Origin of the sequence: Corallococcus sp. 4LFB (genome assembly GCF_046520365.1) — a bacterium.
Lineage (GTDB): Bacteria > Myxococcota > Myxococcia > Myxococcales > Myxococcaceae > Corallococcus > Corallococcus caeni.
On record NZ_JBKGHJ010000012.1, the window covers coordinates 1 to 23,874 of the forward strand.

Here is a 23,874-nt window from a genome sequence, read left to right on the forward strand (position 1 = left end):
CTGCGGGAGCCCACGCGGCGAGGCAGCCGGCGCAGCGCGGGGTCCGTGTCGTTCACGCGCGTCTCCAGCTTCGCGTGCTCGACGAGCAGGCCGATGAGGTCGGCGGACTTGTTGGGGAACTTCAGGCGCAGGCACAGGTCGCGGGCCTGCGTCGCGGTGTCGATGTCCGCGAGCAGCGTGGCCATGCGCAGGTCCGCGTCCAGCGGCGCGGCCTGCACGGCGGCGCGGGCGAGCCGGGCGGCCTCCGCGTCCACGCGGGCCACCTCCGGAAGGAAGACCTCCATCAGCCCCGTGTCGGCCAGCAGGTGGAGCCCCGTCTCCGCGCGGGGGGACAGGAGCAGCTTGAGCAGCTCCTCGCGCACGCGCTCCAGCGCGACCTTGCGGAACACGGCCAGCGTCGCGGGGATGGCGTCGCGGGTGGCGGGGTCCAGGGTGAAGCCCAGCACGGCGGCGAAGCGCACGGCGCGCAGCGGGCGCAGGCCGTCCTCGGAGAAGCGCTCCTGCGCGGAGCCCACGCAGCGGATGAGCTTCGCGGGCAGGTCCACCTGGCCGCCGAACGGATCCACCAGCTCGCGGTCGAGCGGGTTGTACGCCATGGCGTTGATGGTGAAGTCGCGCCGGGACAGGTCCTTCACGATGTCGCGCTCGAAGGACACGGAGCTGGGGCGCCGTCCGTCCAGGTAGTCCCCTTCCGAACGGAACGTCGTCACCTCCACGTGGTTGCCGCCGGTGACCACCGTCACCGTGCCGTGCTGGATGCCGGTGGGGATGACCTTGCGGAAGGCGCGCTGGACCTCTTCCGGCAGCGCGCTCGTCGCGACGTCGAAGTCCTTGGGGTGGACCTTGCGCACCATGTCCCGCACGCAGCCGCCGACCAGATAGGTGGGGTGGCCCAGCTCGCGCAGGCGGGTGATGACTTCGAGCACGGGCTTCGGGATTTCGGCGTCGTGGAGGTTGGCGATCATGACCGCGGACGGGGTGGGAGGAGGCGGGCGCGTACGTTGCCGCCTTCCGGCGGGCCTGACCACTGCGGAGGCCCCGTGAAGGCCGGCATACGACAAATGACGTATACGTGCGCAAATGAAAGTCTTCAGGAAACTCTCGCGCACACGCCCCGACAATCATTTCAACGCAGCACCTACCGCGGGCGGGGCCAGGGGCCGCCGCCCCCAGCGAGGAAGACCATGCTCAAGGCCATCAGCAGCTACACGTTCAAGAACCCCTCCCGCCTCCAGGTGGATCGCACGTCGGACGGCTCGAAGACCGACTACGGGCAGCAGGTCAACGGCATGAACCACTTCCTGGACAAGAAGAACGTCGGCATCTCCGACCGGTCCCGGGACAGCGTCATCGACAACGTCGTCAAGGTGGAGCGCGGGGAGCGCAGCGAGATCAACGCGCACCAGCGCGAGGTCGTGGGCTTCGCCCGGGACGCCTTCGAGAGCTTCAGCAAGGGCAATGTCAGACAGGGGAGCGTGGAGGCCGCCGGGTCGGTGCTCAACGCGGCGGGCTCGGTCTTCAAGTCCACGTACACGCAGACGCCGCACGAGAAGCAGGGCATCCACCCCTGGTGACCCCTGCCTGCTGACGGGGCCGGGGGGCGTTCCCGGAGCGCTCCCCTTCCCCGCCATCCCGCACGGCGGGCGCGTCTGTTAACGATGGACGCGCCATGTCCGAATCCCGAACCACCGCGGTGCACGTGCACAACGCCTGTGACGTCTACGTGGGCCGCGCCTTCCGCGCCTGGGCGAAGCCGGGCCCGCTCAACCCCGTACCGGGCCGCTTCGGCAACCCGTTCAAGCCCGGAGGCGTGAAGACCTGGAAGGCGATGATCCGCACGTACTTCGAGCCCTGGCTGGCGAAGCTGCCCGCCGACGAAGCCGCGCGGATCCGCGACGAGGCCCAGCGGCGGATGGCGCCCGGCCCGGATGCGTTCGAGTCCTTCCGCTGGTACCTGGAGCTGCGCACGAAGCACGACGCGGACTTCCTGCGCGACGTGCGGACGTTGCGCGGCAAGCGACTGGGCTGCTGGTGCAAGCCCGGCCCGTGCCACGCGGACGTGCTGGCCGCGTGGCTGGACTCCAGTCCACGTCAATGACGCGGCACGCCCGCAGGGAGAGACGCAGGCTCAAGGCGGGCTTTGTCCGGGAGGCTCAATTCGGTAGCACGCGCCATCCCTCTCTCGGGGGATGTCCAGGCGCTCCGCACGGTGGGATGGAGTCGCGCGGGCCTGATCCACTGGCCCCTTCTTCTCAACCCAGCGGAGCTCCCATGGCGGTTCGCTACGATCCCAGCATCATCACGAAGCACGCGCAGGCGCTGTACGACCGCGCTTCCGGCATCATCTTCGCGTGGGGCGTCATCGGTTTCATCGCGGGCGCGGCGCTGGCAAAGGCCATGAACGCGGAAGGCTTCATCGTCTTGATGGGCGGTCTGGTGGTGGCGTTGATCGGCGTGATGTTCGGCCGGGGCCGGGCCTTCTCGCTCCAGCTCCAGGCGCAGGTGGCGCTGTGCCAGGTCGCCACGGAAGCCAACACGCGCAGGGCCGCGGAAGCCACTGTCGCTGGGGTCCCGCCCACCGCCGTGCAGATGAACAGCGTGGGCTAGCTGAACCGCTGGCGCCGGAGCTGCCAGGAAGAGCCGCGTGGACTGACTCCCATTGAAACCAGCTCAGGCCCGGCTTTTCCCGCTCCCTGAGACAAGCCAGGGTGTCTTGAGACACCTGCCTTGTGTTCATGTTTCATGAAAGGAATCCAGGCGACGCATGCCATGGTCGTGGGCCCATTTCCCGGGAGCCCCCCACATGCGCACCTCTGGCTGGATGTCCTTGGCCGTCCTTCCCCTGCTGTTCTGTCTCGGTTGCAGTCCCGAGAGCGAATTACCCGAGGAGGACCTCGTGTCCTCCCAGTCGTCCGCGGTCGTGGTGTCCGGCGGCTCGATGCTGTCCGCGCGCTATCAGCACACCGCCACGCTGCTCGCCAACGGCAAGGTGCTGGTGGCGGGCGGCGGGACGCCTTCGGGCGCGTACGCCACCACGGAGCTGTATGACCCGGCGACGGCCACGTCCGTCGCCGGTCCGTCGATGCTCACCGCGCGCCGCGCGCACACCGCCACGCGGTTGCAGGATGGCACCGTGCTGGTCGTGGGCGGCATCAACTCGAGCGTCATCGCGTCCGCCGAGCGCTACGACCCCGCCACCAACACCTGGAGCGCCGCCGCTCCCCTGCCGCGCATCAGCTACGGCCACAGCGCCACGCTGCTGGCGGACGGTCGCGTGCTGGTGGTGGGCGGCGTAGGCTACGTCACCACGACCTACGTCTACACCCCGTCGACGAACACCTGGGCGGCCACGGGCTCGCTCAACGCGGGGATGATGGGGCAGGCCGCGGTGCTGCTGGCGGACGGTCGCGTGCTCGTGGCGGGCGGTGGGAATGGCACCACGTCCTCCAGCAACCACGCGGAGCTCTGGAGCCCTTCCACGGGGGCGTGGACCACCGTCACGCCGATGAACGCGGGGCGCAATGGCCACACGCTGCAGTTGCTCGCCAGCGGCAAGGCGTTGGTCACGGGCTACGTCGTGGCGGCGGAGCTGTATGACCCGGCCGCCAACACCTGGACGAACACCGGCGCCACCGCCGTCCAGCACTTCACCGCGCCGTCGGTGACGCGGCCGGATGGCACCATCCTGATGGCCGGAGGCTCCTTCAACACGATGCAGGTGGAGCTGTTCTCCCCCACGACCCACACCTGGAGCACGGTGGGGACGCTCACCCAGTCCCGCGTCGAACACCCCACCGTGGCGCTGCCGAACGGCCGCGTCCTGTTCCTCGGAGGAACGACCTACAACGCCCAGGGCAACATGCAGGCGCTGGCCAGCATCGAGGTCTTCGACGCGTCCGCCACCTGCGTCCCGACGACGTGCGCGGCGCAGGGAAAGACCTGCGGGACGATCTCCGACGGCTGTGGCGGCACCCTCACCTGCGGCACCTGTGGCGCCGGGCAGACCTGCTCCACCAGCAACGTCTGTGTCGCCGCGGCCTGCACCCACAACGTCTGTACGTCGGGCACGTCGCTGAGCAAGGACTGCAACTCCTGCGCGTTCTCGGTGTGCAACCGCGACCCGTACTGCTGCACCACGGCCTGGGACAGCATCTGCGTCAGTGAGGCCACCTCCTGGTGTGTCATCGCGCAGCCGGGCTGCGTCGTGAGCCAGTAGCCGTCACTTCCGGGTCGGCCTCCGCCGTGTGGAGGCCACCCGGGAACCGGCTACGCTGCGCCGCGAATGAAATACACGTTCGTCTTCACCACCGCGGCGCTGCTCCTCGCCTTCCTGGCCCAGCGGATTCAAGGCGCTGGCTGGCTGCTGCTGTGGCCCTCCGTGAGCTTCGCCGTCGTGGCGCTCGCCTACGCCGGAGTGGGTGCGCGGGCCTTCGGGAAGCAAGCGGATGGACGGATGCGTCCGGGGGCGGTGCTCGCGCTCCTGCCCTACCTGCTGCTCACGTGGGGCACCTGGTATCTGGCACGGCGCATCTCCCGGGAGCGTGTCCTGGACGAAGTGGCGCCGGGGGTCCTGGTGGGACGCCGGCTGCTGCCCGGTGAGCTGCCCGCAAGCGTCAGCGCGGTGCTCGACCTGACTTCCGAGTTCATCGAACCGGAAGGCATCCGAAGCGCCTGCCGCTACGTGTCGCTCCCCATTCTGGATGCCTCGACGTTGCCCCTGGAGCGGGTGGTCCCGGTCCTTCGGGAACTGGCCACCCTGCCCGGGCCGCTGTACGTCCACTGCGCGCAGGGACATGGGCGCACGGGGATGATCGCCGCCGCGCTCCTCGTGGCCCGGGGGGATGCGCCGGATGCGAAGACGGCACTCGCGAGGGTGCGGGAGGCGCGGCCCGCGGTGCGGCTCTCCGTCCAGCAGGAGCGCGCGCTCGACGCGTTGGCCGCGGCCCTGGCCTGAACCGCGAGGCCAGGACATGACGCCGGGCCTCGCGGAGGCTCAAGAACGCTCAGCTCTTGGCGGTCGGGGCCTGCTCCGCTTCCGGGTGGGCGGCGTCGCAGACCGGCGCGGTGTCCTCGGACCGCCGGGTCTGCTCCGAGGAGACGGAGGCGGTCTCCTCTGAAGGCTGCGCGGACGCGGAGCAATACCCGCCCCACGCCTCACAGGTGGTGGGGATGGTCCTCACGAAACAAGATCCGGTGCAGTCGTACAGGTAGCAGATGTCATAGCACTGCGGCGGATAGGCAAAGGCGACGGTGGGGGCGACGCCGAGGACAGCAGTGACCGCCATCAGGGACTTCTTCAGCGCGTTCATCGACACTCCGTTGCGAGGGGGATGTGTCTGCCCGAGGGCAGGCACGTCTGGCAGGAGACGCCACACCCCGGGCGCAATGACAGACGCCGGCGCCGCCATCGTTGGTGACTGAACGCTTGCGCCGACCCAAGGCCTGTCGGACAGGTGGGCCGGCAGTGCCCCGGGTGGCCGGGGGGCTGGCGCGCTGGACTGCCGCTTCCGAGCCAGGGCGCCCTCCACTTTCAAGCCAGGCTTAAGAGCCCATTGCGTCCACGCCGCTGGTCCGCCGTGGAGCCGGGCCGTATCTCTCTTCGTGCGACGGAACGCACAGAGGAGAGAGCACCATGCAGAAGCGCAAACTGGGAAACAGCAATCTGGAGGTCTCCGCCCTCGGGCTCGGCTGCATGGGGATGAGCCATGGCTTCGGTCCCCCGGCGGACAAGCGGGAGATGATCTCCCTCATCCGCACGGCGGTCGACCGGGGCGTCACCTTCTTCGACACCGCCGAGGTCTACGGCCCCTGGACGAACGAGGAGCTCGTGGGGGAAGCCCTGGCGCCCGTCCGCGCGCAGGTGGTCATCGCCACGAAGTTCGGGTTCAAGCTGACTCCCGACGGGAAGCAGGCCGGGCTGGACAGCCGGCCCGAGCACATCAAGCAGGTCGCCGAGGCCTCGCTCAAGCGGCTCAGGACCGACACGATCGACCTCTTCTACCAGCACCGCGTGGACCCGGAGGTGCCCATCGAGGACGTCGCCGGAGCGGTCAAGGAGTTGATCCAGGCAGGCAAGGTCCGGCACTTCGGCCTCTCCGAGGCGGGAGTGAAGACGATCCGCCGCGCGCACGCGGTCCAGCCGGTCACCGCCCTCCAGAGTGAATACTCGCTGTGGTGGCGCGAGCCCGAGCAGGAGATCCTCCCGGCCCTCGAGGAGCTGGGCATCGGCTTCGTTCCGTTCAGCCCCCTGGGCAAGGGCTTCCTGACGGGCAAGCTGAACGACGCATCGCGGTTCGACAAGAGCGACATCCGCAACGTCCTGCCGCGCTTCACGCCGGAGGCACGCAAGGTGAACCAGGCGTTCGTGGACCTGATTGGCAGGGTCGCGGCCCGGAAGAAGGTGACCCCGGCCCAGCTCGCGCTGGCCTGGGTCCTGGCGCAGAAGCCGTGGATGGTTCCCATCCCGGGCACCACCAAGCCGCACCGGTTGGAGGAGAACCTCGGCGCGCTCCAGGTGACGCTGACGCCTGACGAGCTCCGCGAGCTCACGGACGCGGCCTCGACGCTCACGGCGCAGGGGGAACGCTACCCCGAGGCGATGCAGAAGATGATCAATCGCTGAAGCGCGGCGGCCGGAGGCACTTCACACGGCCTTGACCGCCAGCTCTCGCGCCGCTTCGACGAAGAGCCGCAGCGGCGCGGAGCGCTGCGCACGGCTGGGGTAGTAGAGGAAGAAGCCGGGGACGGTGGGCGCGTAGGCCTCCAGCACCCGCACGAGCCGCCCGGTGCGCAGCGGCTCCGCCACCGCTGGCTCAAAGGCATACGCCAGCCCCACGCCCGCCTCCGCCAGGGTCGTCAGCAGGTGCAGGTCGTTGCTGATGACGCCTCCGCGCACCGGCACGCGCCAGTTCCTCCGGCCGCGCTCCAGCTCCCATGGGTAGAGCGCCCCGGTCGTCTGCGAGCGGAAGGTGATGCACTCGTGCCGCAGGAGGTCCTCGGGACGCTGGGGCGTGCCGTGGCGGGCGAGGTAGGCCGGTGAGCCCACCACCACGAAGCGGAACGCGTCGGTGAGCCGCACCTGCACCATGTCGCGCTCGATGGCCTCGCTCAACCGCACGCCTGCGTCGTAGCCCTCGGCCACGATGTCCACGAAGCGATCCTCGACGACGACCTCCACCTCCACCCGCGGGTGACGCGCGCGAAAGGTGGGCACCACCGGGGCGATGACGTAGGGCACCGCCGCCGTCAGCACCGACAACCGGACCCGGCCCACGGCCTCTCCCGGCTGCGCGGAGACCTCTCGAAGCGCGGTGAGCGTCTGCCCGACCGCCGGGCCCGCCTCCTCCACGAGCCGCCTGCCGGTGTCCGTCAGCGCGACGCTGCGGGTGGTGCGGGTGAGCAGCACCACCCGCAGCTGCTCTTCCAACTGCCGCACCGCCTGGCTCACCGCCGCGGTGGAGACCCCCAGCTCGCGCGCCGCGCCGCTGAAGCTGCGCAGCCGGGCCACGGCGAGGAACACCTGCAGCTGCGTGAAGGGCGCCGTATTCATTCGCGAGGACCATACCCGAGCTCACTGTTAAGCACGGGTTAAGAGCCTATTGGCTCCCTCGCCCGTAGTCATCCGCGGGCCCGGCGCGTATCTCTCTTCTCGAGAACGGGGCCCACTGGCCCCAAGTCCCCCGGAGAAGAGACCCATGCCTACCGTCAACGCCTACGCGGCCCGCTCCGCCACGTCGCCCCTCGGCCCCATCACCCTCCAGCGTCGTGAGCTGGGCCCGCGCGACGTCCTCATCGAGATCAAGTTCTGCGGCATCTGCCACTCGGACATCCACACCGTCCGTGGCGAGTGGGGCGGGACGACCTACCCGCTCGCCCCCGGCCATGAGATCGCCGGCATCGTCACGCAGGTCGGCGCCGGGGTGAAGAAGCACGCGGTCGGCGACCGCGTCGGCGTCGGCTGCATGGTCGACTCGTGCGGCGACTGCACGTCCTGCCGCAAGGGCGAGGAGCAGCACTGCCTCAAGGGGATGGTCGGAACGTACGGCGCCATCGGGCGGGATGGTCAGCTCACGCAGGGCGGCTACTCCACCCACATCGTCGTGACCGAGGACTTCGTCCTCAAGATCCCCGAAGGCATCGCGCTCGACGCCGCCGCGCCGCTCCTGTGCGCCGGCATCACGACGTACTCGCCGCTGCGCCGCTGGGGCGCGGGCCCCGGCAAGAAGGTGGCCATCGTGGGCCTGGGCGGCCTGGGCCACATGGGCGTGAAGCTCGCTCGCGCGATGGGCGCGGAGGTGACCGTCCTGTCGCAGTCGCTGAGCAAGAAGGAGGACGGCCTGCGTCTGGGCGCGCACCACTACCACGCCACCAAGGACCCGGAGACGTTCCAGAAGCTCGCGGGCACGTTCGACCTCATCGTGAACACGGTGAGCGCGAAGATCGACCTGAACGCCTACCTGTCCCTGCTGGCCCTGGACGGCGCGCTGGTCAACGTGGGCGCGCCCTCGGAGCCGCTCTCCGTCAACGTGTTCACGCTCTTCATGCCCCGCCGCGTGTTCACCGGGTCGCTCATCGGCGGCATCCGCGAGACGCAGGAGATGTTGGACTTCTGCGCGAAGCATCACATCGGCGCGGAGATCGAGGTCATCCCCGCCAGCAAGATCAACGACGCCTACGAGCGCGTGCTCGCCTCCGACGTCCGGTACCGCTTCGTCATCGACACCGCGACGTTGAAGTAGCTCAGCCCTTCACGACGCCGTCGAAGACGCCGTAGCCGCCGGGGATGAAGAAGTCCTTCCCCGGCTCCAGCCCGAAGGCGCGCAGCACCGTCGCAGCGACGTCCTGGGAGCGCGGAGCGCGCGACACGCGGCTGGCGACGGGTCTCCCCACACAGTGAGGCCCGTTCCCCCCACGCTCCTGCCAGGGTGAGCCGCTTCACCCCTGGGCGCCGCCACGCTGTCGCCCCCCGGGCGGCGCGCTGACACCGCTGGGGGGGAAGCCGCGAAGAGCGTCGTGAATAGCCTCTCCGCCGGTGGCCGGACTTCTCCGGCCCGGGGAGGCAGCATGAAGCAGACGCGCGGATTCACGGTGGCCCTGGCTGTGACCACCTTGCTCACGGGAGCACCTGACGTCCAGGCCCGTGGCACGGTCCCTTCCGAGGTGGAAGCCGAGGTGAAGTTCACCGCCGGCCTCAACGTCCGGTGCGGTGACACCCTCACCGAACACACGCGGCTCACGCACGACCTCGACTGCCCGGGCTCGGCGCCCTTCGCGCTCCGGCTCGACGGTGAAGGCATCCTGCTGGACCTGGGCGGCCACACCGTGCGCCGCACCGGCCCGGCGAACGAGGACTCGCAAGGCATCGTCGTCGACAACGGCCGGATGGTGCGCAACGGCACGGTGCAGGGGTTCGGCCGGGGCATCATCACCCCCTGGTCCTCAAACACGCTGAACCTGCGGCTGCACGAGCTGGCGCTCCTCGACAACGACATCGCCGTCTACAGCCAGTCGGATACGAACTTCCTCATCACCCAGTGCCGCGTGAGCGGGAACGGCCAGGGGCTGAACAGCGAGTTCGACGCGTCCACGGGGCTCTTCGACGTGCGGTCCTCGACCTTCACCCACAACGGGACCGCGATGATCGCGGACTTCCATCACATCGACGTGCGCGACTCCACCTTCACGTCCAATGGGCTCGTCATCCTCTGCTTCGGGGGCTCCGCTCGCATCCTTGGGAGCACGCTCGCGTGGAACGAGGCGGTGGGCAGGATGCAGCTCGACTTCGGCGGCCCCTACACCTGCAACGAGATGCGGTTCGAGAACTCGCTCCTCTCGAACAACGCCGCGTTCGCGCCCGCCCTCCAGCCGGTCTGGGAAACGAACCGGCTCGCGATGATCAACACGCTGGCCGTCAGCAATGGCATGGGGCTCCAGACCTCCGCCCTGACGGTCTATCTGGATGGCAACACCTTCTATGACAACGCAGGCGGCCTGACGCTGTCCGACCTGCAGACCGCCGTCCCCGTCCCGCTCACGGGCATCGTCCGCGGCAACCAGTTCCTGAGCAACGACGGAGACGGACTCCGCGTGGAGCCGCCCAGCACCCCCACGGTGATCGACAACGTCGCCCTGGGCAACACGGGCTTCGGCATCTACGCGCCCACCGCCTTCGACGGCGGCGGGAACGTCGCGCGAAACAACACCGCGGGCGACTGCGTGGGCATCACCTGCTCCATGTATTGACGTCCCGGCCGGCGGCGGCCGCACTCCGGCTGCCCTGGCTGGAACAATGAACCTCCAGACACAAGCACGCACCCGGGTCGCCTTGAGGCGCACCCGGGGCCCTTCACTAGCGTGGCCTCCGTCCATTCCACCCTGGAGGTCGCGACATGGAAACGGAACGCGGAAGGGCCTGGGTCCCCTGGCTGGTGACGGCGCTGGTGGCGGTGCTCGCGGGCCTGGTGCTGTATCTGTCGCATCGCAGCACGACCCGCGCGGATGCGGAGGCGGCCGTGGCGGCGGCCCGGGCCAGTGACGCGGAGGCGGCGAAGCAGCAGCTGGAGGCAAAGCTGGCCGCGCTGGAGGCGGAGCACGCGAAGCTGTCCACGGAGAAGGAGCAGCTCAACACGGAGAAGGAGCAGCTCAGCCAGACGGTGCAGGAGCAGGAGGCGGAGCTGGCGCGGCTCAAGGCCACCTACGAGGACCTCCAGGACAAGATGAAGAAGGAGATCGCCGAGGGCGCCATCCGCCTGACGCAGGACGGGGGCCGCCTCCAGGTGGACCTGGTCGACAAGGTCCTCTTCGATTCAGGCGACGCCAGCATCAGCGCGCGCGGCCAGGAGGTCCTCACCCGGCTGGGCGGCGTGCTGTCCAAGGTGGATGACAAGCTCATCCAGGTGACGGGCCACACGGACGACTCCCCGCCCACGCAGAAGCTCCAGGCCACCTTCCCCACCAACTGGGAGCTGTCCGTCGCGCGCGCCGTCAACGTGGTGCGCTACCTCCAGGACAAGGGCGGCGTGCCCGCGAAGCGCATGCTCGCGGCGGGCTACGGCGACACGCGGCCCCTGGCGGCCAACGCCTCGCCGCAGGGGCGCGCCCGCAACCGCCGCATCGAGCTGTTGTTGATCCCGGAGCAGGCCGCCCGGCGGAACCCCGCCATCGCGAAGGCGGCGTCCTTGAAGGCGACGCCCGTGAAGGGGACTGCCGCGAAGGCGTCCGCCGTGAAGCCCGCCGTCGGGAAGAAGACGGGCCGGTAGTCGCGAGGGCCTGCCCGACTTCTATCCCCGACTCCGCCAGCTGATGCACTGGAAGGCCGTGTACCGCCAGCGGGACGCGGGACGGTTAGAACCGCCTCGCTGCTCCACCCGTCGTCGGGCATCACCCTCGACATGGCCTCTCCGGAACTGCTCCGCGGTGTGAAGTGGAAGGACTTGAGGACGCTCTCGACCCGGGAGCTCCTCATCGAGAACAACCTGACCCTGCCCTGGTTCTTGTTCTCGATGCTGCTGGCGTACTTCGAGCACTACGCCCTCGCCCTGCCCTTCTCCGCCTTCTTCTTCCTCACGGCCCTGAGACAGGTCCACAACGGCTTCCACCGCGCGCTGGGCACGAACCGGTTCCTGACCTGGTTCACGCTGTATTCCAACAGCGTGCTGATGGTGGTGTCGCTCCACGCGGTGAAGTTCAATCACCTGAGACATCACCGCTACACCCTGGCGGAGGGAGACTACGAGGGGAAGTCAGCGGGCATGTCCTGGTACGGCGCCATCCTGTACGGCCCCGTCCACATGTGGCTGATCCACAAGGTGACGCTCCAGCAGGGAGACAGGAAGTACCGCTGGAACGTCCTGTTCGAGCTAGCCTCCATCGCGGTCTTCGTCGCCGGGGTCTTCCACCTGCGGCTCCACTTCCTCATCTACCACGTCGCGGTGATGGCCCTGGGCGAGTGCCTGATGGCCTTCTTCGCCGTGTGGACCGTGCATCACGACACGCAGGATGCCCCGGCGCTCGCGCGGACCCAGCGCACCAGGTGGAAGAACCTGATCACGTTCAGCATGTTCTATCACCTGGAGCACCACCTCTTCCCGGCGGTGCCCACCATCAAGCTGCCGGAGCTGGCGAAGCGCCTGGACGCGGCGCTCCCCGGGTTGGAGAAGCGCGCGACGTTCTGAAGGGGCCGGGCTCAGTCCTGCTTCAGGGTGCGGAACACGGCGGGCAGTTCCTGCTCGCCCAGGCCCGCGCCCAGGGCCCGCCGGTAGTTCTCCAGCAGCTCCCTGGGGAAGCGCGAGCTGATGCGGGCGTCCGTGCTCAGCCGGACGATGTGCTCGATGGCCGCCACGTGGGTGTTGAGACTGCACTGCTGGCCGGAGAAGTCGTTGTTCTCGATCATGCCCTGCGCGGCGTCGGCGGTGACGGAGATCAACCCCAGGAAGGAGTTCTTCTGGGCGAAGAAGGCCTTCGGGTCCAGCCCCTCGGCCTGACACATCGCCGCGGCGTGGAGGACCGCCAGGGAGCCTCCGTAGTAGGCCTCCAGGATCGCGCAGTCGAGCGTCGCGGCGGAGCCGATCTTCTCGTCGACGTAGACGGAGTTCTTGGCGATGGCCCGGAGGGTCTCCAGGTGCCTGTCGAAGACGGCGCGCGATCCGGCGTAGAAGACCATCGCGTAGTCGGTGGCCACGAACGCGGGATAGGCGAGGATCGCCGCGTCCAGGTAGTCCACGCCGTGGGCCCTCGCCCACTCCAGTCCTCCCCGGGCGTCCGCCGGTGAGCCGCTGGTGAGCTGGACGAGCGTCTTCCCGGCCAGCGCCGAAGCGACGGCCTGCGACGAGAACAGCTCGGCGCTGGCGGCGTAGTTGGACACCGAGACGACCACCAGCTCCCGTCCGGAGACGGCCTCCACCAGGTTCTCGAACGCGACGGTGCCACCGCCCACGGCCTTCGCCTTGCTGTGCGTCCGGTTCCACACCGCGACGTCATGCCCCGCCGCGGCGAACGCTCGCGCCAGCGCGCTGCCCATGAGCCCACTGCCAATCACCGCCAACTTCGTCGAACGGCTGGAAGTCATCTCAATCCCCTGTTGTTTCGAGCAAGCGCGGTCCTGGGACCGGCGCGTGGGGATGAGAGCACAGGCGGGGTGGAGGCCCCCAGCGCCTCAGGCGCCGTACGGCAGTTCGACCGTGAAGGTGGCCCCGAGGCCCGGTTCGCTCTCCACGCGGATGACACCGCCGTGCGCCTCGACGACCTGTCTGGCGATCCACAGCCCGAGCCCCAATCCACCATAGTGGTTGGTGGAGACCGCGCGCTCGAACCGGTCGAAGATGCGGGCCTGGGCATCCAGGGGAATGCCGATGCCGGTGTCCCGGACCACGAGCGTCGCCCTGTCCCTGGAGGCCTTCACCATCACCTCCACGGCCCCGCCCGCTCCGTACTTGAGGGCGTTGGAGACGAGGTTCGTCACCACCTGCTCGAGCCGCGCCCCGTCCCATTGGCCTCGCACCGACGGATCGACGAGCACCCGGAGCTGACAGCGCGACTGGGCCGCCGCTTCGGCCGAACGCTCCACCACCTCCTGCACGAGCGCGGACAGGTCACACGCCCCCACCTGGAGCGCGAGCCGCCCGGCGCCAATGCGGACGGCATCCAGGAGCTGCTCCGCGAAGGTTCCGAGCCGCTGCGCCTGTTTCCGCGCCCGTGTCAGCCGCTCCCTCATGTGGGGATCACCGGTCTGTTGCACCAGCTGCACGAGCGAGTGGAGCTGGAGCTGGAGGGCCGTGAGTGGCGTCCGCAGCTCATGCCCGGCGATGGACAGGAAGTCATCGCGCAGCCGCACCGCCGTCAACAGCTCCTTCTCCACGCGCTTGCGGTGCTCGATCTCTGCTTCGAGCATCCTGGAGCGCTGCTGAAGGACGGCGATTTCGCGCAGGCGCAGCTCGTCGTCAGGGACCTGCGAATAGGACTCGGTGGGACTGACGTGGGAATGCGCGGCGCAGACCTGATGGAAGGTCCGCGCATCCTCCTGCGTCTGGAAGCCTCCCAACGCATAGGCGCAGAGCACGCTGAACGAATACGACCGGCCCAGCTCGTTCCACTGCTCCTCCAGGAGGAGCGCGGCCTGGGGGTTTTGATCGTTCAACAGCAGGTCCACCATCTCGCCGTAGGCGCGAACCTTGCGCCCGCCCGCGGCGCGCTGACTCCTGTCGAGGACCGCGCCGATGACCTGCAGGAAGCGACTCCAGTCCGGCAGCCCTCCCTCCATGAACCGCGCCAGGGTATCCCGGGCATCCAGCAGGACGAGCCGCCCGTCCTCCAGGGCGGGCTCCACCTCGAAGCCCATGGTCTTCAACTGCGCCTTGATGCCGCTGAGGTTTGCTTCCGTCGCGATGACGACAGCGGGTTCACCCTCCTGGAAACCCGTGGCCAGGAACCTCGCGACCACGTCGAACAGGAAGGACGGGGCCTCGTAGAACTGGACGTGGTGGTCGCCCTTGGCTGGCGGAGACAGGCGCGGGGCCGGACTTCCCTGGGCGGAACGCATGAGGGAGCATAAAACCGGCGGAGGAATTGGCATCCGCTTCGCCCCTCTTCCCGAAACCAGACGACTTTGTTCAGGGCCCTGGGTGCCGGGAACGGTCGTCTGCCTGACTGGCTTTGAATGCCAGACTGCGACTCTTTGACGTTCGATGAGTGGCCAGGGCCTGTCCTTCCTGCTCGCCCTCCGACCCGGCGTCCTCCCCTACTCCCCGTGCGCGCGCACCGCGTCATCCCCATCCCTCCCTCCGAGGAGACGCCATGGCCAGGAAGATGAAGGCAGTGCAGGTGCCGAAGGCGGGAGGCCCGCTCGAGGTCGTCGAGCGCGAGGTCCCCGAGCCCGGTCCGGGGCAGGTCCGGCTCGCCGTGGAAGCGTGTGGCGTCTGCCACAGCGACGCCATCACCAAGGAGGGCTGGATGCCCATCCAGTACCCCCGGGTGCCCGGCCATGAAGTCGTGGGCCGCATCGACCAGGTGGGTCCCGGCGTGACGGCCTGGAAGGAAGGACAGCACGTCGGCGTGGGCTGGCACGGGGGCCATTGCGGCCAGTGTGTCGCGTGCCGCAGCGGGGACTTCGTCACCTGCGAGAAGCAGCAGATCTGCGGCATCAGCTACGACGGCGGCTACGCGGAGTACCTGGTCGCGCCCCAGGAGGCGCTGGCCCGCGTCCCGGAGGGGATGGGCTCCGAGGATGCCGCGCCCCTGCTCTGCGCGGGCGTCACCACGTACAACTCCCTGCGCAACATGGGGGCGCGGCCGGGTGACCTGGTGGCGGTGCAAGGCATTGGCGGCCTGGGCCACCTGGCCATCCAGTACGCCCACAAGTTCGGCTACCGCACCGCCGCCATCTCGCGAGGCGCGGACAAGCGGCCGCTGGCGCTCGAGCTGGGCGCGCACGAGTACATCGACACGGAGAAGGGCTCTCCGGCCGAGGCCCTCCAGAAGCTCGGCGGCGCGCGCGTCATCATGATGACCGCGTCGAGCAGCAGCCTGGCGGGAGAGCTGCTCGGAGGCCTGGGACGCAACGGCACCCTGCTGCTGCTGGGCGCGGGCGCGGAGCCCATCCCCGTCAGCAGCCTGTCCATGATTGGCAAGCGCACGCGCATCCAGGGCTGGCCCAGCGGCGTGCCCCAGGACTCGCAGGAGGCCATGGCCTTCAGCGCGCTCGCGGGCGTGCGCTCACGCAATGAGGTGTTCCCGCTGGAGCGCGCGACGGAGGCCTACGAGCGGATGATGAGCAACAAGGCCCGCTTCCGGGTCGTGCTCAAGATGCGCTGAAGGCGCGGGCGGGGACTCGCGCTTCAGTGCCGGTCCAACACCTGACGCAGACGCGTTCCATCCTCCGTACGGCGCGTCTGGATGTTGAAGGCCGTCACCAACGGCGGCGCGCCTGCGTTCCTCGCCAGGTGCTCCAGCAGGGCCACCGTCCAGGGGCCACAGTTGTGGGAGTCTTCCAGCGGTTGATAGACGCGATCCGACACATGGAGGGTGGCGTCCGGGAACAGGCTGAGCAGGGACAGGCGCAGGGTCTCGGGCAGGCCTCGCGTTCCCTGCGGGTCCACGTACTGGATCCTGGGGGAGAGATAGGGCTTCGTGGCCAGGAGGTCGAAGTGGAGGGAGAGCGCCGTCCAGTGATCGCCTCCGACATGGACCGGCACCACGATGCATTCGGTTCCGGTGTCCCGGAGGGCATCACGGACCCGGCGCAGGTTGTCCTCCAGGGGGAAGCCCTGGTGCAGATGCGCGTCGATGCCCTCCATGATGTAGACCCGGTCGCGGCGGTCATGCAGGTACAACCCGAGCAGCACCCAGATCTCGTCTCCTGTGTACCTGTGAGTGTCCATCCTCCCGGTGAAGGCACGCGTGGACCTGGACGGCCTGCCGCTGACACGGGGTCCTGGCGGACCGAAGGAAGGCGATGAAGTCCCAGAGTGCTTCCGGGTCACGGGCCGCTGGGACTTGCGCGCATGCGAGAGGATTTCGGAGGGGTCCCAGCGCTCCTGGGGGAGGTCGTCGTGGGGGGACAGCTTCAATCCCTCGACTTCCGGGAGCAACGCTTCGATCCGGGTCGCATGAGAGTTCAGGAAGCCACGGTTCACGGACGAGACGTTCGAGCTTCGCGTATGCGCTCGCAGCATCTTCACGAGCGAGCGCAGCCCACCGGGCAGGTCCCGCACCAACTGCCGTACCTTGATTTCGATGGCATCATCCGACAGCCGCGTCAGGGTCCGGCCTTCATGGAACGGGGTCGTGGCCAGCTTCAGCAGCGCCTCGTCTTCCTCCAAGAAGCGCAGGGCCTGATGCACGGCGGTACGGCACGGCAGCGAGCACTGCTTCGCGAGCCCCATGCCGCTTCGCATCTCGTTCGCCAGGGACTGGAGCAGCGGCTTCAATGAGGACATCAGCCGGTTCACCGCCGCCCGGGCCGCCTTCACCTCAGGGGCAGGCCCGTGCGTCACGAGGGTGTCGGGTTTCCTTCGCCCGCCCTCGTCCCGCGTCCCCGCACGCGCGGACGACGGCAGCAGGGGCATCAACTCCGCCTTCAGCTGCTCCAGCGCCTCCGCGGCCATTCTCAGCGTCTCCTGGAATGACAGGTGCAGGGAGGGCTTCGCGGCTTCCTGAAGCAGCCGAGGCAGCACGGACAGCCAGGCCCAGAGCATCGTCATGAGCTCGAACGGCAGGATGCCCACTGTCGGGGCCCGCCCTTCGGGCGAGTTGGGCTCCAACCACTGGATGCAGACCCGGAAGGTCCGCTCCACGGCCCGCAGGTGCGGCAGGAGCGCGGGGGCCAGCCCCTCCTGCACACCCACGAGCGGCTCGATCGCCTCCAGTTCCCGCATCCCGCGCCTCAGCAGGGTTTCGGCATGCTCGCGACGGGCTTCCAACTGCCTGGGACGCTGCTTCAACTCGCTCAAGGTCCGTGCATGCACCGCCCAGGGCGCCCGGGACTCGCGCCTTCCCTCTGGCCGTGTGCACAACCGCAACAGGACAGGGCCCAACTTCTCCACGGCATACCGGGACACTTCGGGCCGGACGGGACGCATGTCTGGGTCCTCAGGCCCTGCATAGGCTTGCACGCTCGTGCCCATATGGGAGGTCGTGTCGTGCGACCACTGGGGAAGCCAGTACTTCTGGTCCGCGAGCTTCTTCCGCTCGAGGTCGACCGCCTGTCGAACCGTGTCGTAGCCAGCGAAGGACTGCCCTTCCCAGTAGGCCCGCGCCAGCGTCCGCACCAGCCCGATGGGGTTGATGGCACCTTGCCGGTCCCCGTCCCTGAGCCGGCACAGCTCGAGCACCTCGAACGCATCGTCCAGCCCTTTCGGTATCACCCGCGCGATGGATTGGGGCGGACCGTCCGACTTGGGAACCCGCCCCCGCAAGGAAGGAACCGCCGCGATCTCCACGCCATTGTGGGCCTCTTCCGGGTCCAGCACCTTCTTGTCCCTCGGAGCAAGCGTCGCCTCGAACGTCTCCGTCAGGGTATGGGTGGGGCTGATGCGGATGTCATAGAACAACCGCCAGAACACGAAGAGGCTCGCGGCCACGACCGACGCCATGTCCTCTGGCGAGTCCTCATCCAGGTGCTCCCGCCAGTGATAGATGGCATTGGCCGCATGACCGGAGACGCCTCCCCACAGGGGGCAGAGGTTCATCCGGTAGGTCATGACATATTCCGCGTATTCATCCGGATTCCACGCGGCGAGGAATCGCACATTCACCCCTTGCGCTACGTTGTCGAATGTCTTTCTTTCCGGACGGATGACCCGGTACGTGCGCGGCCAGAGCCGCGGAGGCCCCTCCCCCCCCAACAGCGTCTCTTTCGGCAGCGCCAGCGCGGCGCGGACATCGGTGGGGGACTTGGGGTCCTCCACGAGCTTGCGGAGATCATTGATGAGGACACTGCAGCGCGCCACCGGGGGAAGCCGTCGCCAGATGGCCCGCACCGCCTCGGGAAGGGGCGCCAGGGCCGTCTCGTCCGAGTCTTCCAGGGCGAAGGCGATCAACGCGTCCATGACTTCGCGAGCCTTGAGCGCCTCGAGCGCGTTGAGGGTTTTGCAGAGGTCCGGACCGAAGTAATAGGCCAGGTACTGGCAGACCTTGATCGTGAAGATCTGCTTCTTCTCGGTGATGGCCGTGTCGATGGACTCATCACACCTGTGGACGTAGGCGCCAATGAGGGCGCGTTGCCGCGCCAGCATCCGCGTGCTGTTCGTGAGCTTCAGGGCGAAGAGCTTGTCGAGCCGCCGGATGGGAGAGGTCGTGACCTCGGCCAGGACCGCCCGGGCGGCCTCCACGATGTTGTCGTAGATGCGGACCTGGGCCCGGCGCGTCGCTGTCGAGAGCGGAGTGGCCTTCAGGTCCTTGTAGAGGGAGGTGATGGCATCGGGCGTCGCGCCCTCCTCCAGCATCGGCAACCAGAGACGGATGTGCGTTGTCGGTTTCTTCAACGGCGCCGGTGTGGGGGATTGGGGATTGCCAATCTGAGGGCTGCACCAGTAGCGGAGCACTCCGTAGAAGAGCGCCGTCACCCGGCTCAATCGCGACGGTTCGGACAGGAAGGAGGGGTCGAGGGGGGCAATCGCGAACTCGGACTCCATCGTCGCGAGCATCCCCTGACAGACCGGGTCCATGAGTGCCGTACACACGATGGCCTCGAAGAAGGTCGCGAGGCCCGGGTACACCGCGTTCCATGTCACCAGCCTGACGTTGACGCGGCCCCACGGCCCCACGGGCCCCGGGTTCGGCTGTTTGATGGCGACGAAGTTCGGGTCGTTGGGTTGGACGACGAAGAAGATCATGTCGGGGACTCACGGGGGATGAGTGCGGAGGCTGGAGAACCCTCAATGCAAGATGGAATCCACGACTCCTGGTGAGACGGTGCGCGGCCAGGCCCGAAGCCGCGTCTCTCGGACAAGCGGCCGCGTCTGGCGGGGACGCGTGCGGGGCGCCCACTCGTTGCGTCATGCAGGGCCTCGGCCGCGTGGGGACTCGCGCTTGCCGGGGGACGGCCGGGGTGGAGATGCTTGCGCCGTCCTCTTCCCCCGGTGCCCTTCGCATGTCCCCTACCCGCCCGCTGCTCCGCCTCGCGGCGCTGTCCCTCGCCCTGGCCCTCCCGGCACCCTCCAGGGCCGACGCGCCCCTCCCTTCCGCGCGTGAGCGCGAGGCCGCGCTGCTCGTGGGGAGCGTGCTGGGAGGCACGCCCATGCTGGAGGACCTGCGCTCGCTGGTGGACGAGGTGGGCGGCCGGGCCACGGGCTCCGACGCCAACACCCGCTCCGTGGAGTGGGCCCTGGAGCGCTTCCGCGCCGCGGGCGTGACGGCGCGCGCGGAGCCCTTCCCCATGCCGGCGCTGTGGCTGGAGCGCGGCGCCACCGCCTCCGTGCAGGGCCCGGGCGTGCGCTTCACCCCGCGCGTGGCCGCGATGCCCTTCTCCACCGCCACGTCCAGGGGCGGCCTCACCGCGCCGCTGCTGGAGGTGGGCCGCGGCACCGAGGCGGACTTCCAGCGGGTGGGCGCGAAGGCGCGGGGCGCGTTCCTGCTGGTGGAGACAGACGAGCTCAAGGACGTCGACGGGCTGTTCCGCGAGTACGAGGAGGCGGCGCTCATCGAATCCCGCGCGTTCGCCGCGGGCGTGGCCGGCGTCGTCTACATGGGCAGCCGGCCCGGCAACCAGCTCTACCGGCACAGCGTCTCCGTGGGCCCCCGGAACACCCGCCCCATGATGGTGATGGAGCGCGACGGCGCGAAGCGCGCGCTGCGGCTGCTGCGCGCGGGCAAGGCCCTGAGCCTCACCGCGGCGCTGGACCTGCGCACGGGCGGCCCCTACGAGGCGCGCAACGTCATCGGCGAGATTCGCGGCACCACGCGTCCGGACGAGGTCGTCGTGCTGGGCGCGCACCTGGACAGCTGGGACCTGGGCGGTGGCGCGCTGGACAACGGCGCCAACGTCGCGATGCTGCTCGACCTCGCGCGGCAGATGCAGCGTCTGGGATTGAAGCCCGCGCGCACCCTGCGCTTCGCGCTGTGGAACGGCGAGGAGCAGGGCATGTACGGCTCGGCCGGCTATGCGCGCACGCACGCGGCGGAGCTGGACCGGCACACGCTGGCGCTGTCGGTGGACATCGGCTGCGGGCGCATCACCGGCTTCTACACGAACGGCCGTGCACCGCTGGTGCCGCTGGTGGACCGGGCGCTGAAGCCGGTGGAGGGCCTGGGGCCCTTCACGCAGCTGGACGTGCCGGTGGTGGGCACGGACAACTTCGACTTCATGATGCACGGCGTGGCCAACCTCATCGCCAACCAGGAACCGGCCACGTACGGGCCCAACTACCACGCGCGCTCGGACGAGTTCGAGCAGTGCGACGCCCGCACGCTGCGCGCCAACGCGGCGGTGGTGGGCGCGCTCGCGTGGGCCTTCGCCACCATGGACGAGAAGCTGCCCCGCCAGAGCCGCGCGGAGGTGGAGGCGCTCATCCGGGACACCGACCTGGGCCAGCAGATGAAGGCCTTCAACGTCTGGGAGGAGTGGGCCACCGGCGCCCGGGGACACCCCCTGGAGGGCAGGCCCGCCCCCGCCCCGCGCTGAAAAGCCGGCGGCCCCCACCAGGGGGCCAGGCCAGCCCCCGTCAGAGCGCCGGCTGATCCTGTTGCACCCGGGCATCCACGTGGCGCTGGAGGGCCTGCAGCTGCTCGAGCCGGTCCCTCAGCTCGCCGCGCAGGTCGCGCTCGTCGGTGTGGAGGACCTCGTCGTGCAGCCCCTCGATGCTTTCGGCCAGACAGGCACGGAGGAGGTGGATCTGCTGCGGGGAGAGCTCCAGGACCATGGGACACCTCACTGTCAGAGGAACAGCGGCGGCACTCCTCCCCCACACACCCGAGGGAGCGGGTGCGAGCGCGCGCGCGTCAGGCCCGTGAGGGCCGAGGCTGCTGCTGCTCCTGAGGCCTGGCGCGCAGGCGATCGCGGAACACCGTGAAGTGTAAGCACGCGCTCGCCCACCGCCCCATGGCCCGGCCAGACATCGCCCGGCCGGGTGTTCGGTCTTCCACACCCAGGGTGCGGCGCCCAGGCAGGGGGCCGCACCCCGAGGGCGCGCTACCGCAGCGCGATCAGCGAGGCCACGAGCAGCGAGACGACGCTCATGACCTTGATGAGGATGGCCACGCCGGGGCCCGACGTGTCCTTGAACGGGTCGCCCACCATGTCGCCGACGACGGCGGCCTTGTGGACCGCCGAGCCCTTCGCGTGGCCCGGCAGCTTGCCCTTCTCGATGAACTTCTTGGCGTTGTCCCACGCGCCGCCCGCGTTGGCCATGTAGAGGGCCATGGTGGCGCCGACGACGAGCGCACCGGCCAGCAGGCCCGCCAGCGCGAGGGGCCCCAGGACGTAGCCCACCAGCGGCGGGGCGACGATGGCGATGAGGCCCGGGAAGATCATCTCGCGCAGGGCGCTCTTGGTGGAGATGTCGACGATCTTCTTGGGGTCCGGCTCCGCCTTGAGCTCCATCAGGCCGGGAATCTCACGGAACTGACGGCCAATCTCCTCGACGATGGCGCCGGCGGCACGGCCCACGGCGAGCATCGTGGAGGCGCCCACCAGGAACGGCAGGATGGAGCCCAGCAGCAGGCCCACGATGACGTTGGGGTTGGTCAACTCCAGGCTCATCTCCGCCAGGCCGTTGGCGACGCGCGTGTGGTTGACCTCCAGGTTGAACGCGGAGAAGAGCGCGATGACGGTGAGCGTCGCGGAGCCGATGGCGAAGCCCTTGCCGATGGCCGCCGTGGTGTTGCCCACCGCGTCCAGCTCGTCGGTGATGGCGCGCACGTCCGGGCCCAGGCCGGACATCTCGGAGATGCCGCCCGCGTTGTCGGAGATGGGGCCGTACGCGTCCACCGTCATCACGACGGCGGTGCCGCCCAGCATGCCCACCGCCGACAGCGCGATGCCGTACAGGCCGAGCGCGCGGTCCGCGATGTAGGCCACCAGGGCGATGGTCGCCATGGAGATGCCCACGCTCTCCATGCCCACCGCGAGGCCGCGGATGAGGTTGGTGCCCGCGCCCGTGATGGAGGCCTCCGCGATGCGCTGCACCGGCGTGGAGGAGGTGTAGTAGTCCGTGACGAGGCCGATGATGGCGCCGCCGAAGGCGCCCGCGGCCAGCGCGAGGGTGATGGACTGGGACAGGCCGAACACGTTCATCATCACGAACGACAGGCCCACCAGGATGACGGGGGGCATGATGAGCGCGCTGCGCAGGACCTGCGCGGGGTTCATGTGCTTGAGCGCGCGAGCGATGAAGATGCTCAGCAGGCTGACCACCAGGCCCACCGCGGACAGCACCAGCGGGAGGATGACGCCCGCCACCTTCGCGGAGCCCGTCGCGTTCGTGTCCACCACGAGGCGGGACAGCTCCGTGGAGTTGGCGGTCAGCGCGATGGCCATGGCGGCGACGATGGCGGCCACCATGGACTCGTAGATGTCCGCGCCCATGCCGGCCACGTCGCCCACGTTGTCACCCACGTTGTCGGCGATGACGCCGGGGTTGCGCGGGTCGTCCTCGGGGATGTTCTCGATGACCTTGCCGGCGATGTCGGAGCCCACGTCCGCGGCCTTGGTGTAGATGCCGCCGCCCACGCGCGCGAAGAGCGCGATGGAGCTGGCGCCCACGGCGAACGAGTGGAGGATGGGGGACAGCTCCGGGCTGGAGCGGAAGAAGTAGTAGACGACGCCCATGCCGATGAGGCCCAGGCCGGCGACGGCCAGGCCCATCACGGCGCCGCCATCCAGCGCGACCAGCAGCGCGTTCGGCTTGGAGCCGGTGCGCGCGGCCTGCGCGGTGCGCACGTTCGCGTACGTCGCGGCCTTCATGCCGATGTAGCCCGCGAGCAGCGACAGGAACGCGCCCGCCACGAAGCTCGCGCTCGCCGTCGGCCCCAGCGCCAGGCCGATGATCACCGCGACGACGACGCAGTAGATCGCCAGCACCTTGTATTCGCGGACGAGGAACGCCATCGCGCCTTCGCGGATGTAGCCCGCGATGCGGTTCATCGTCGCGTCGCCGTCGGGGAGCGCTTTGACGCGGAAGTAGAAGAACGCAGAGAAGAGCAGACCCACGGCGCCGATGACGCCCGGTGCGATTGCCCAGAAATTCGACTCGAGACTCGACAACTCCATCCGTTCCTCCAGAGCGGTCCCGGGGGGCCTCAGACCGCTCGCCCTGCGGATCGCTCGCGTGCCGCGCGAAATGTGCGGAGGCCTATACGTGATTTCAGGGCAAGCTGGGAGCCTCGGAGCGGTTCCTCGGGAAGGAGGGCCCGTCCGGGGCCGCCAGCGCGGGAGCGGCCCCT

21 protein-coding genes are annotated in these 23,874 nt (G+C 69.2%); 12 read left to right on the top strand and 9 right to left on the bottom strand.

The features are described 5' to 3' along the window. A partial coding sequence (locus tag ACLEQD_RS02540; protein WP_410381470.1) for a CCA tRNA nucleotidyltransferase occupies positions 1-965 on the bottom strand: 965 nt, incomplete at its 3' end. Positions 966-1,184: 219 nt separating this feature from the next. Between ACLEQD_RS02540 and ACLEQD_RS02545 the strand changes: the two genes are divergently transcribed. The 5 genes from ACLEQD_RS02545 (at position 1,185) to ACLEQD_RS02565 (ending at position 4,954) form a co-directional block, all read left to right on the top strand. Then, entirely contained in the window at positions 1,185-1,574 is a 390-nt protein-coding gene (locus tag ACLEQD_RS02545; RefSeq protein ID WP_410381472.1) for a hypothetical protein, read from the top strand. 95 nt (positions 1,575-1,669) lie between these two features. Beyond that, positions 1,670-2,098, top strand: coding sequence for a DUF4326 domain-containing protein (locus ACLEQD_RS02550; protein WP_410381474.1), 429 nt, complete (start codon positions 1,670-1,672; stop codon positions 2,096-2,098). Between the two features lie 173 nt (positions 2,099-2,271). After that, positions 2,272-2,607: a hypothetical protein gene (locus tag ACLEQD_RS02555; RefSeq protein WP_410381476.1), complete on the top strand. Its 336-nt coding sequence runs from the start codon at positions 2,272-2,274 to the stop codon at positions 2,605-2,607. Between the two features lie 289 nt (positions 2,608-2,896). Next, entirely contained in the window at positions 2,897-4,216 is a 1,320-nt protein-coding gene (locus ACLEQD_RS02560) for a Kelch repeat-containing protein (protein ID WP_410381478.1), read from the top strand. A gap of 66 nt (positions 4,217-4,282) precedes the next feature. Then, a complete protein-coding gene (locus tag ACLEQD_RS02565) occupies positions 4,283-4,954 on the top strand; it encodes a tyrosine-protein phosphatase (protein WP_410381480.1) in 672 nt (223 codons plus the stop codon). Positions 4,955-5,003: 49 nt separating this feature from the next. On the opposite strand, the gene ACLEQD_RS02570 is transcribed toward ACLEQD_RS02565, so the two are convergent. Further along, positions 5,004-5,309: a hypothetical protein gene (locus tag ACLEQD_RS02570; RefSeq protein WP_410381482.1), complete on the bottom strand. Its 306-nt coding sequence runs from the start codon at positions 5,307-5,309 to the stop codon at positions 5,004-5,006. Positions 5,310-5,632: 323 nt separating this feature from the next. On the opposite strand from ACLEQD_RS02570, the gene ACLEQD_RS02575 reads away from it, so the two are divergent. Then, on the top strand, positions 5,633-6,622 hold the full coding sequence (locus tag ACLEQD_RS02575; RefSeq protein ID WP_410381484.1) for an aldo/keto reductase: 990 nt from the start codon (positions 5,633-5,635) through the stop codon (positions 6,620-6,622). A 21-nt stretch (positions 6,623-6,643) separates the two neighbouring features. Here ACLEQD_RS02575 and ACLEQD_RS02580 read toward each other — a convergent pair whose 3' ends face one another. Beyond that, complete coding sequence (locus ACLEQD_RS02580) at positions 6,644-7,549, bottom strand: LysR family transcriptional regulator (RefSeq protein ID WP_410381486.1); 906 nt, start codon at positions 7,547-7,549, stop codon at positions 6,644-6,646. A gap of 145 nt (positions 7,550-7,694) precedes the next feature. Here ACLEQD_RS02580 and ACLEQD_RS02585 point away from each other — a divergent pair, with 145 nt between their 5' ends. After that, the gene (locus tag ACLEQD_RS02585; RefSeq protein ID WP_410381488.1) at positions 7,695-8,738 is read left to right on the top strand and encodes an NAD(P)-dependent alcohol dehydrogenase; all 1,044 of its coding nucleotides are present in this window, start codon (positions 7,695-7,697) and stop codon (positions 8,736-8,738) included. A gap of 1 nt (position 8,739) precedes the next feature. On the opposite strand, the gene ACLEQD_RS02590 is transcribed toward ACLEQD_RS02585, so the two are convergent. After that, the gene (locus ACLEQD_RS02590; RefSeq protein WP_410381490.1) at positions 8,740-8,889 is read right to left on the bottom strand and encodes a hypothetical protein; all 150 of its coding nucleotides are present in this window, start codon (positions 8,887-8,889) and stop codon (positions 8,740-8,742) included. Positions 8,890-9,063: 174 nt separating this feature from the next. Here ACLEQD_RS02590 and ACLEQD_RS02595 point away from each other — a divergent pair, with 174 nt between their 5' ends. The 3 genes from ACLEQD_RS02595 to ACLEQD_RS02605 all read left to right on the top strand — a co-directional run bounded on the left by ACLEQD_RS02595 (position 9,064) and on the right by ACLEQD_RS02605 (position 12,173). After that, complete coding sequence (locus tag ACLEQD_RS02595; RefSeq protein ID WP_410381492.1) at positions 9,064-10,242, top strand: right-handed parallel beta-helix repeat-containing protein; 1,179 nt, start codon at positions 9,064-9,066, stop codon at positions 10,240-10,242. Positions 10,243-10,388: 146 nt separating this feature from the next. After that, positions 10,389-11,258: an OmpA family protein gene (locus ACLEQD_RS02600; protein ID WP_410381494.1), complete on the top strand. Its 870-nt coding sequence runs from the start codon at positions 10,389-10,391 to the stop codon at positions 11,256-11,258. 174 nt (positions 11,259-11,432) lie between these two features. Continuing rightward, on the top strand, positions 11,433-12,173 hold the full coding sequence (locus ACLEQD_RS02605; RefSeq protein WP_410381496.1) for a fatty acid desaturase: 741 nt from the start codon (positions 11,433-11,435) through the stop codon (positions 12,171-12,173). 11 nt (positions 12,174-12,184) lie between these two features. Here ACLEQD_RS02605 and ACLEQD_RS02610 read toward each other — a convergent pair whose 3' ends face one another. After that, the gene (locus ACLEQD_RS02610; protein WP_410381536.1) at positions 12,185-13,120 is read right to left on the bottom strand and encodes an NAD(P)-dependent oxidoreductase; all 936 of its coding nucleotides are present in this window, start codon (positions 13,118-13,120) and stop codon (positions 12,185-12,187) included. Positions 13,121-13,153: 33 nt separating this feature from the next. After that, positions 13,154-14,536: an ATP-binding protein gene (locus tag ACLEQD_RS02615; protein WP_410381498.1), complete on the bottom strand. Its 1,383-nt coding sequence runs from the start codon at positions 14,534-14,536 to the stop codon at positions 13,154-13,156. Positions 14,537-14,790: 254 nt separating this feature from the next. On the opposite strand from ACLEQD_RS02615, the gene ACLEQD_RS02620 reads away from it, so the two are divergent. Further along, the gene (locus ACLEQD_RS02620; RefSeq protein WP_410381500.1) at positions 14,791-15,807 is read left to right on the top strand and encodes an alcohol dehydrogenase; all 1,017 of its coding nucleotides are present in this window, start codon (positions 14,791-14,793) and stop codon (positions 15,805-15,807) included. A gap of 23 nt (positions 15,808-15,830) precedes the next feature. Here ACLEQD_RS02620 and ACLEQD_RS02625 read toward each other — a convergent pair whose 3' ends face one another. Next, positions 15,831-19,328 (bottom strand): hypothetical protein, encoded by a 3,498-nt coding sequence (locus ACLEQD_RS02625; protein WP_410381502.1) that lies wholly within the window; start codon positions 19,326-19,328, stop codon positions 15,831-15,833. Between the two features lie 257 nt (positions 19,329-19,585). Between ACLEQD_RS02625 and ACLEQD_RS02630 the strand changes: the two genes are divergently transcribed. After that, complete coding sequence (locus ACLEQD_RS02630; RefSeq protein WP_410381504.1) at positions 19,586-21,115, top strand: M28 family metallopeptidase; 1,530 nt, start codon at positions 19,586-19,588, stop codon at positions 21,113-21,115. A 40-nt stretch (positions 21,116-21,155) separates the two neighbouring features. On the opposite strand, the gene ACLEQD_RS02635 is transcribed toward ACLEQD_RS02630, so the two are convergent. Next, positions 21,156-21,353, bottom strand: coding sequence for a hypothetical protein (locus ACLEQD_RS02635; protein WP_410381506.1), 198 nt, complete (start codon positions 21,351-21,353; stop codon positions 21,156-21,158). 269 nt (positions 21,354-21,622) lie between these two features. Further along, complete coding sequence (locus ACLEQD_RS02640; protein WP_410381508.1) at positions 21,623-23,701, bottom strand: sodium-translocating pyrophosphatase; 2,079 nt, start codon at positions 23,699-23,701, stop codon at positions 21,623-21,625. Positions 23,702-23,874 lie beyond the last annotated feature (173 nt).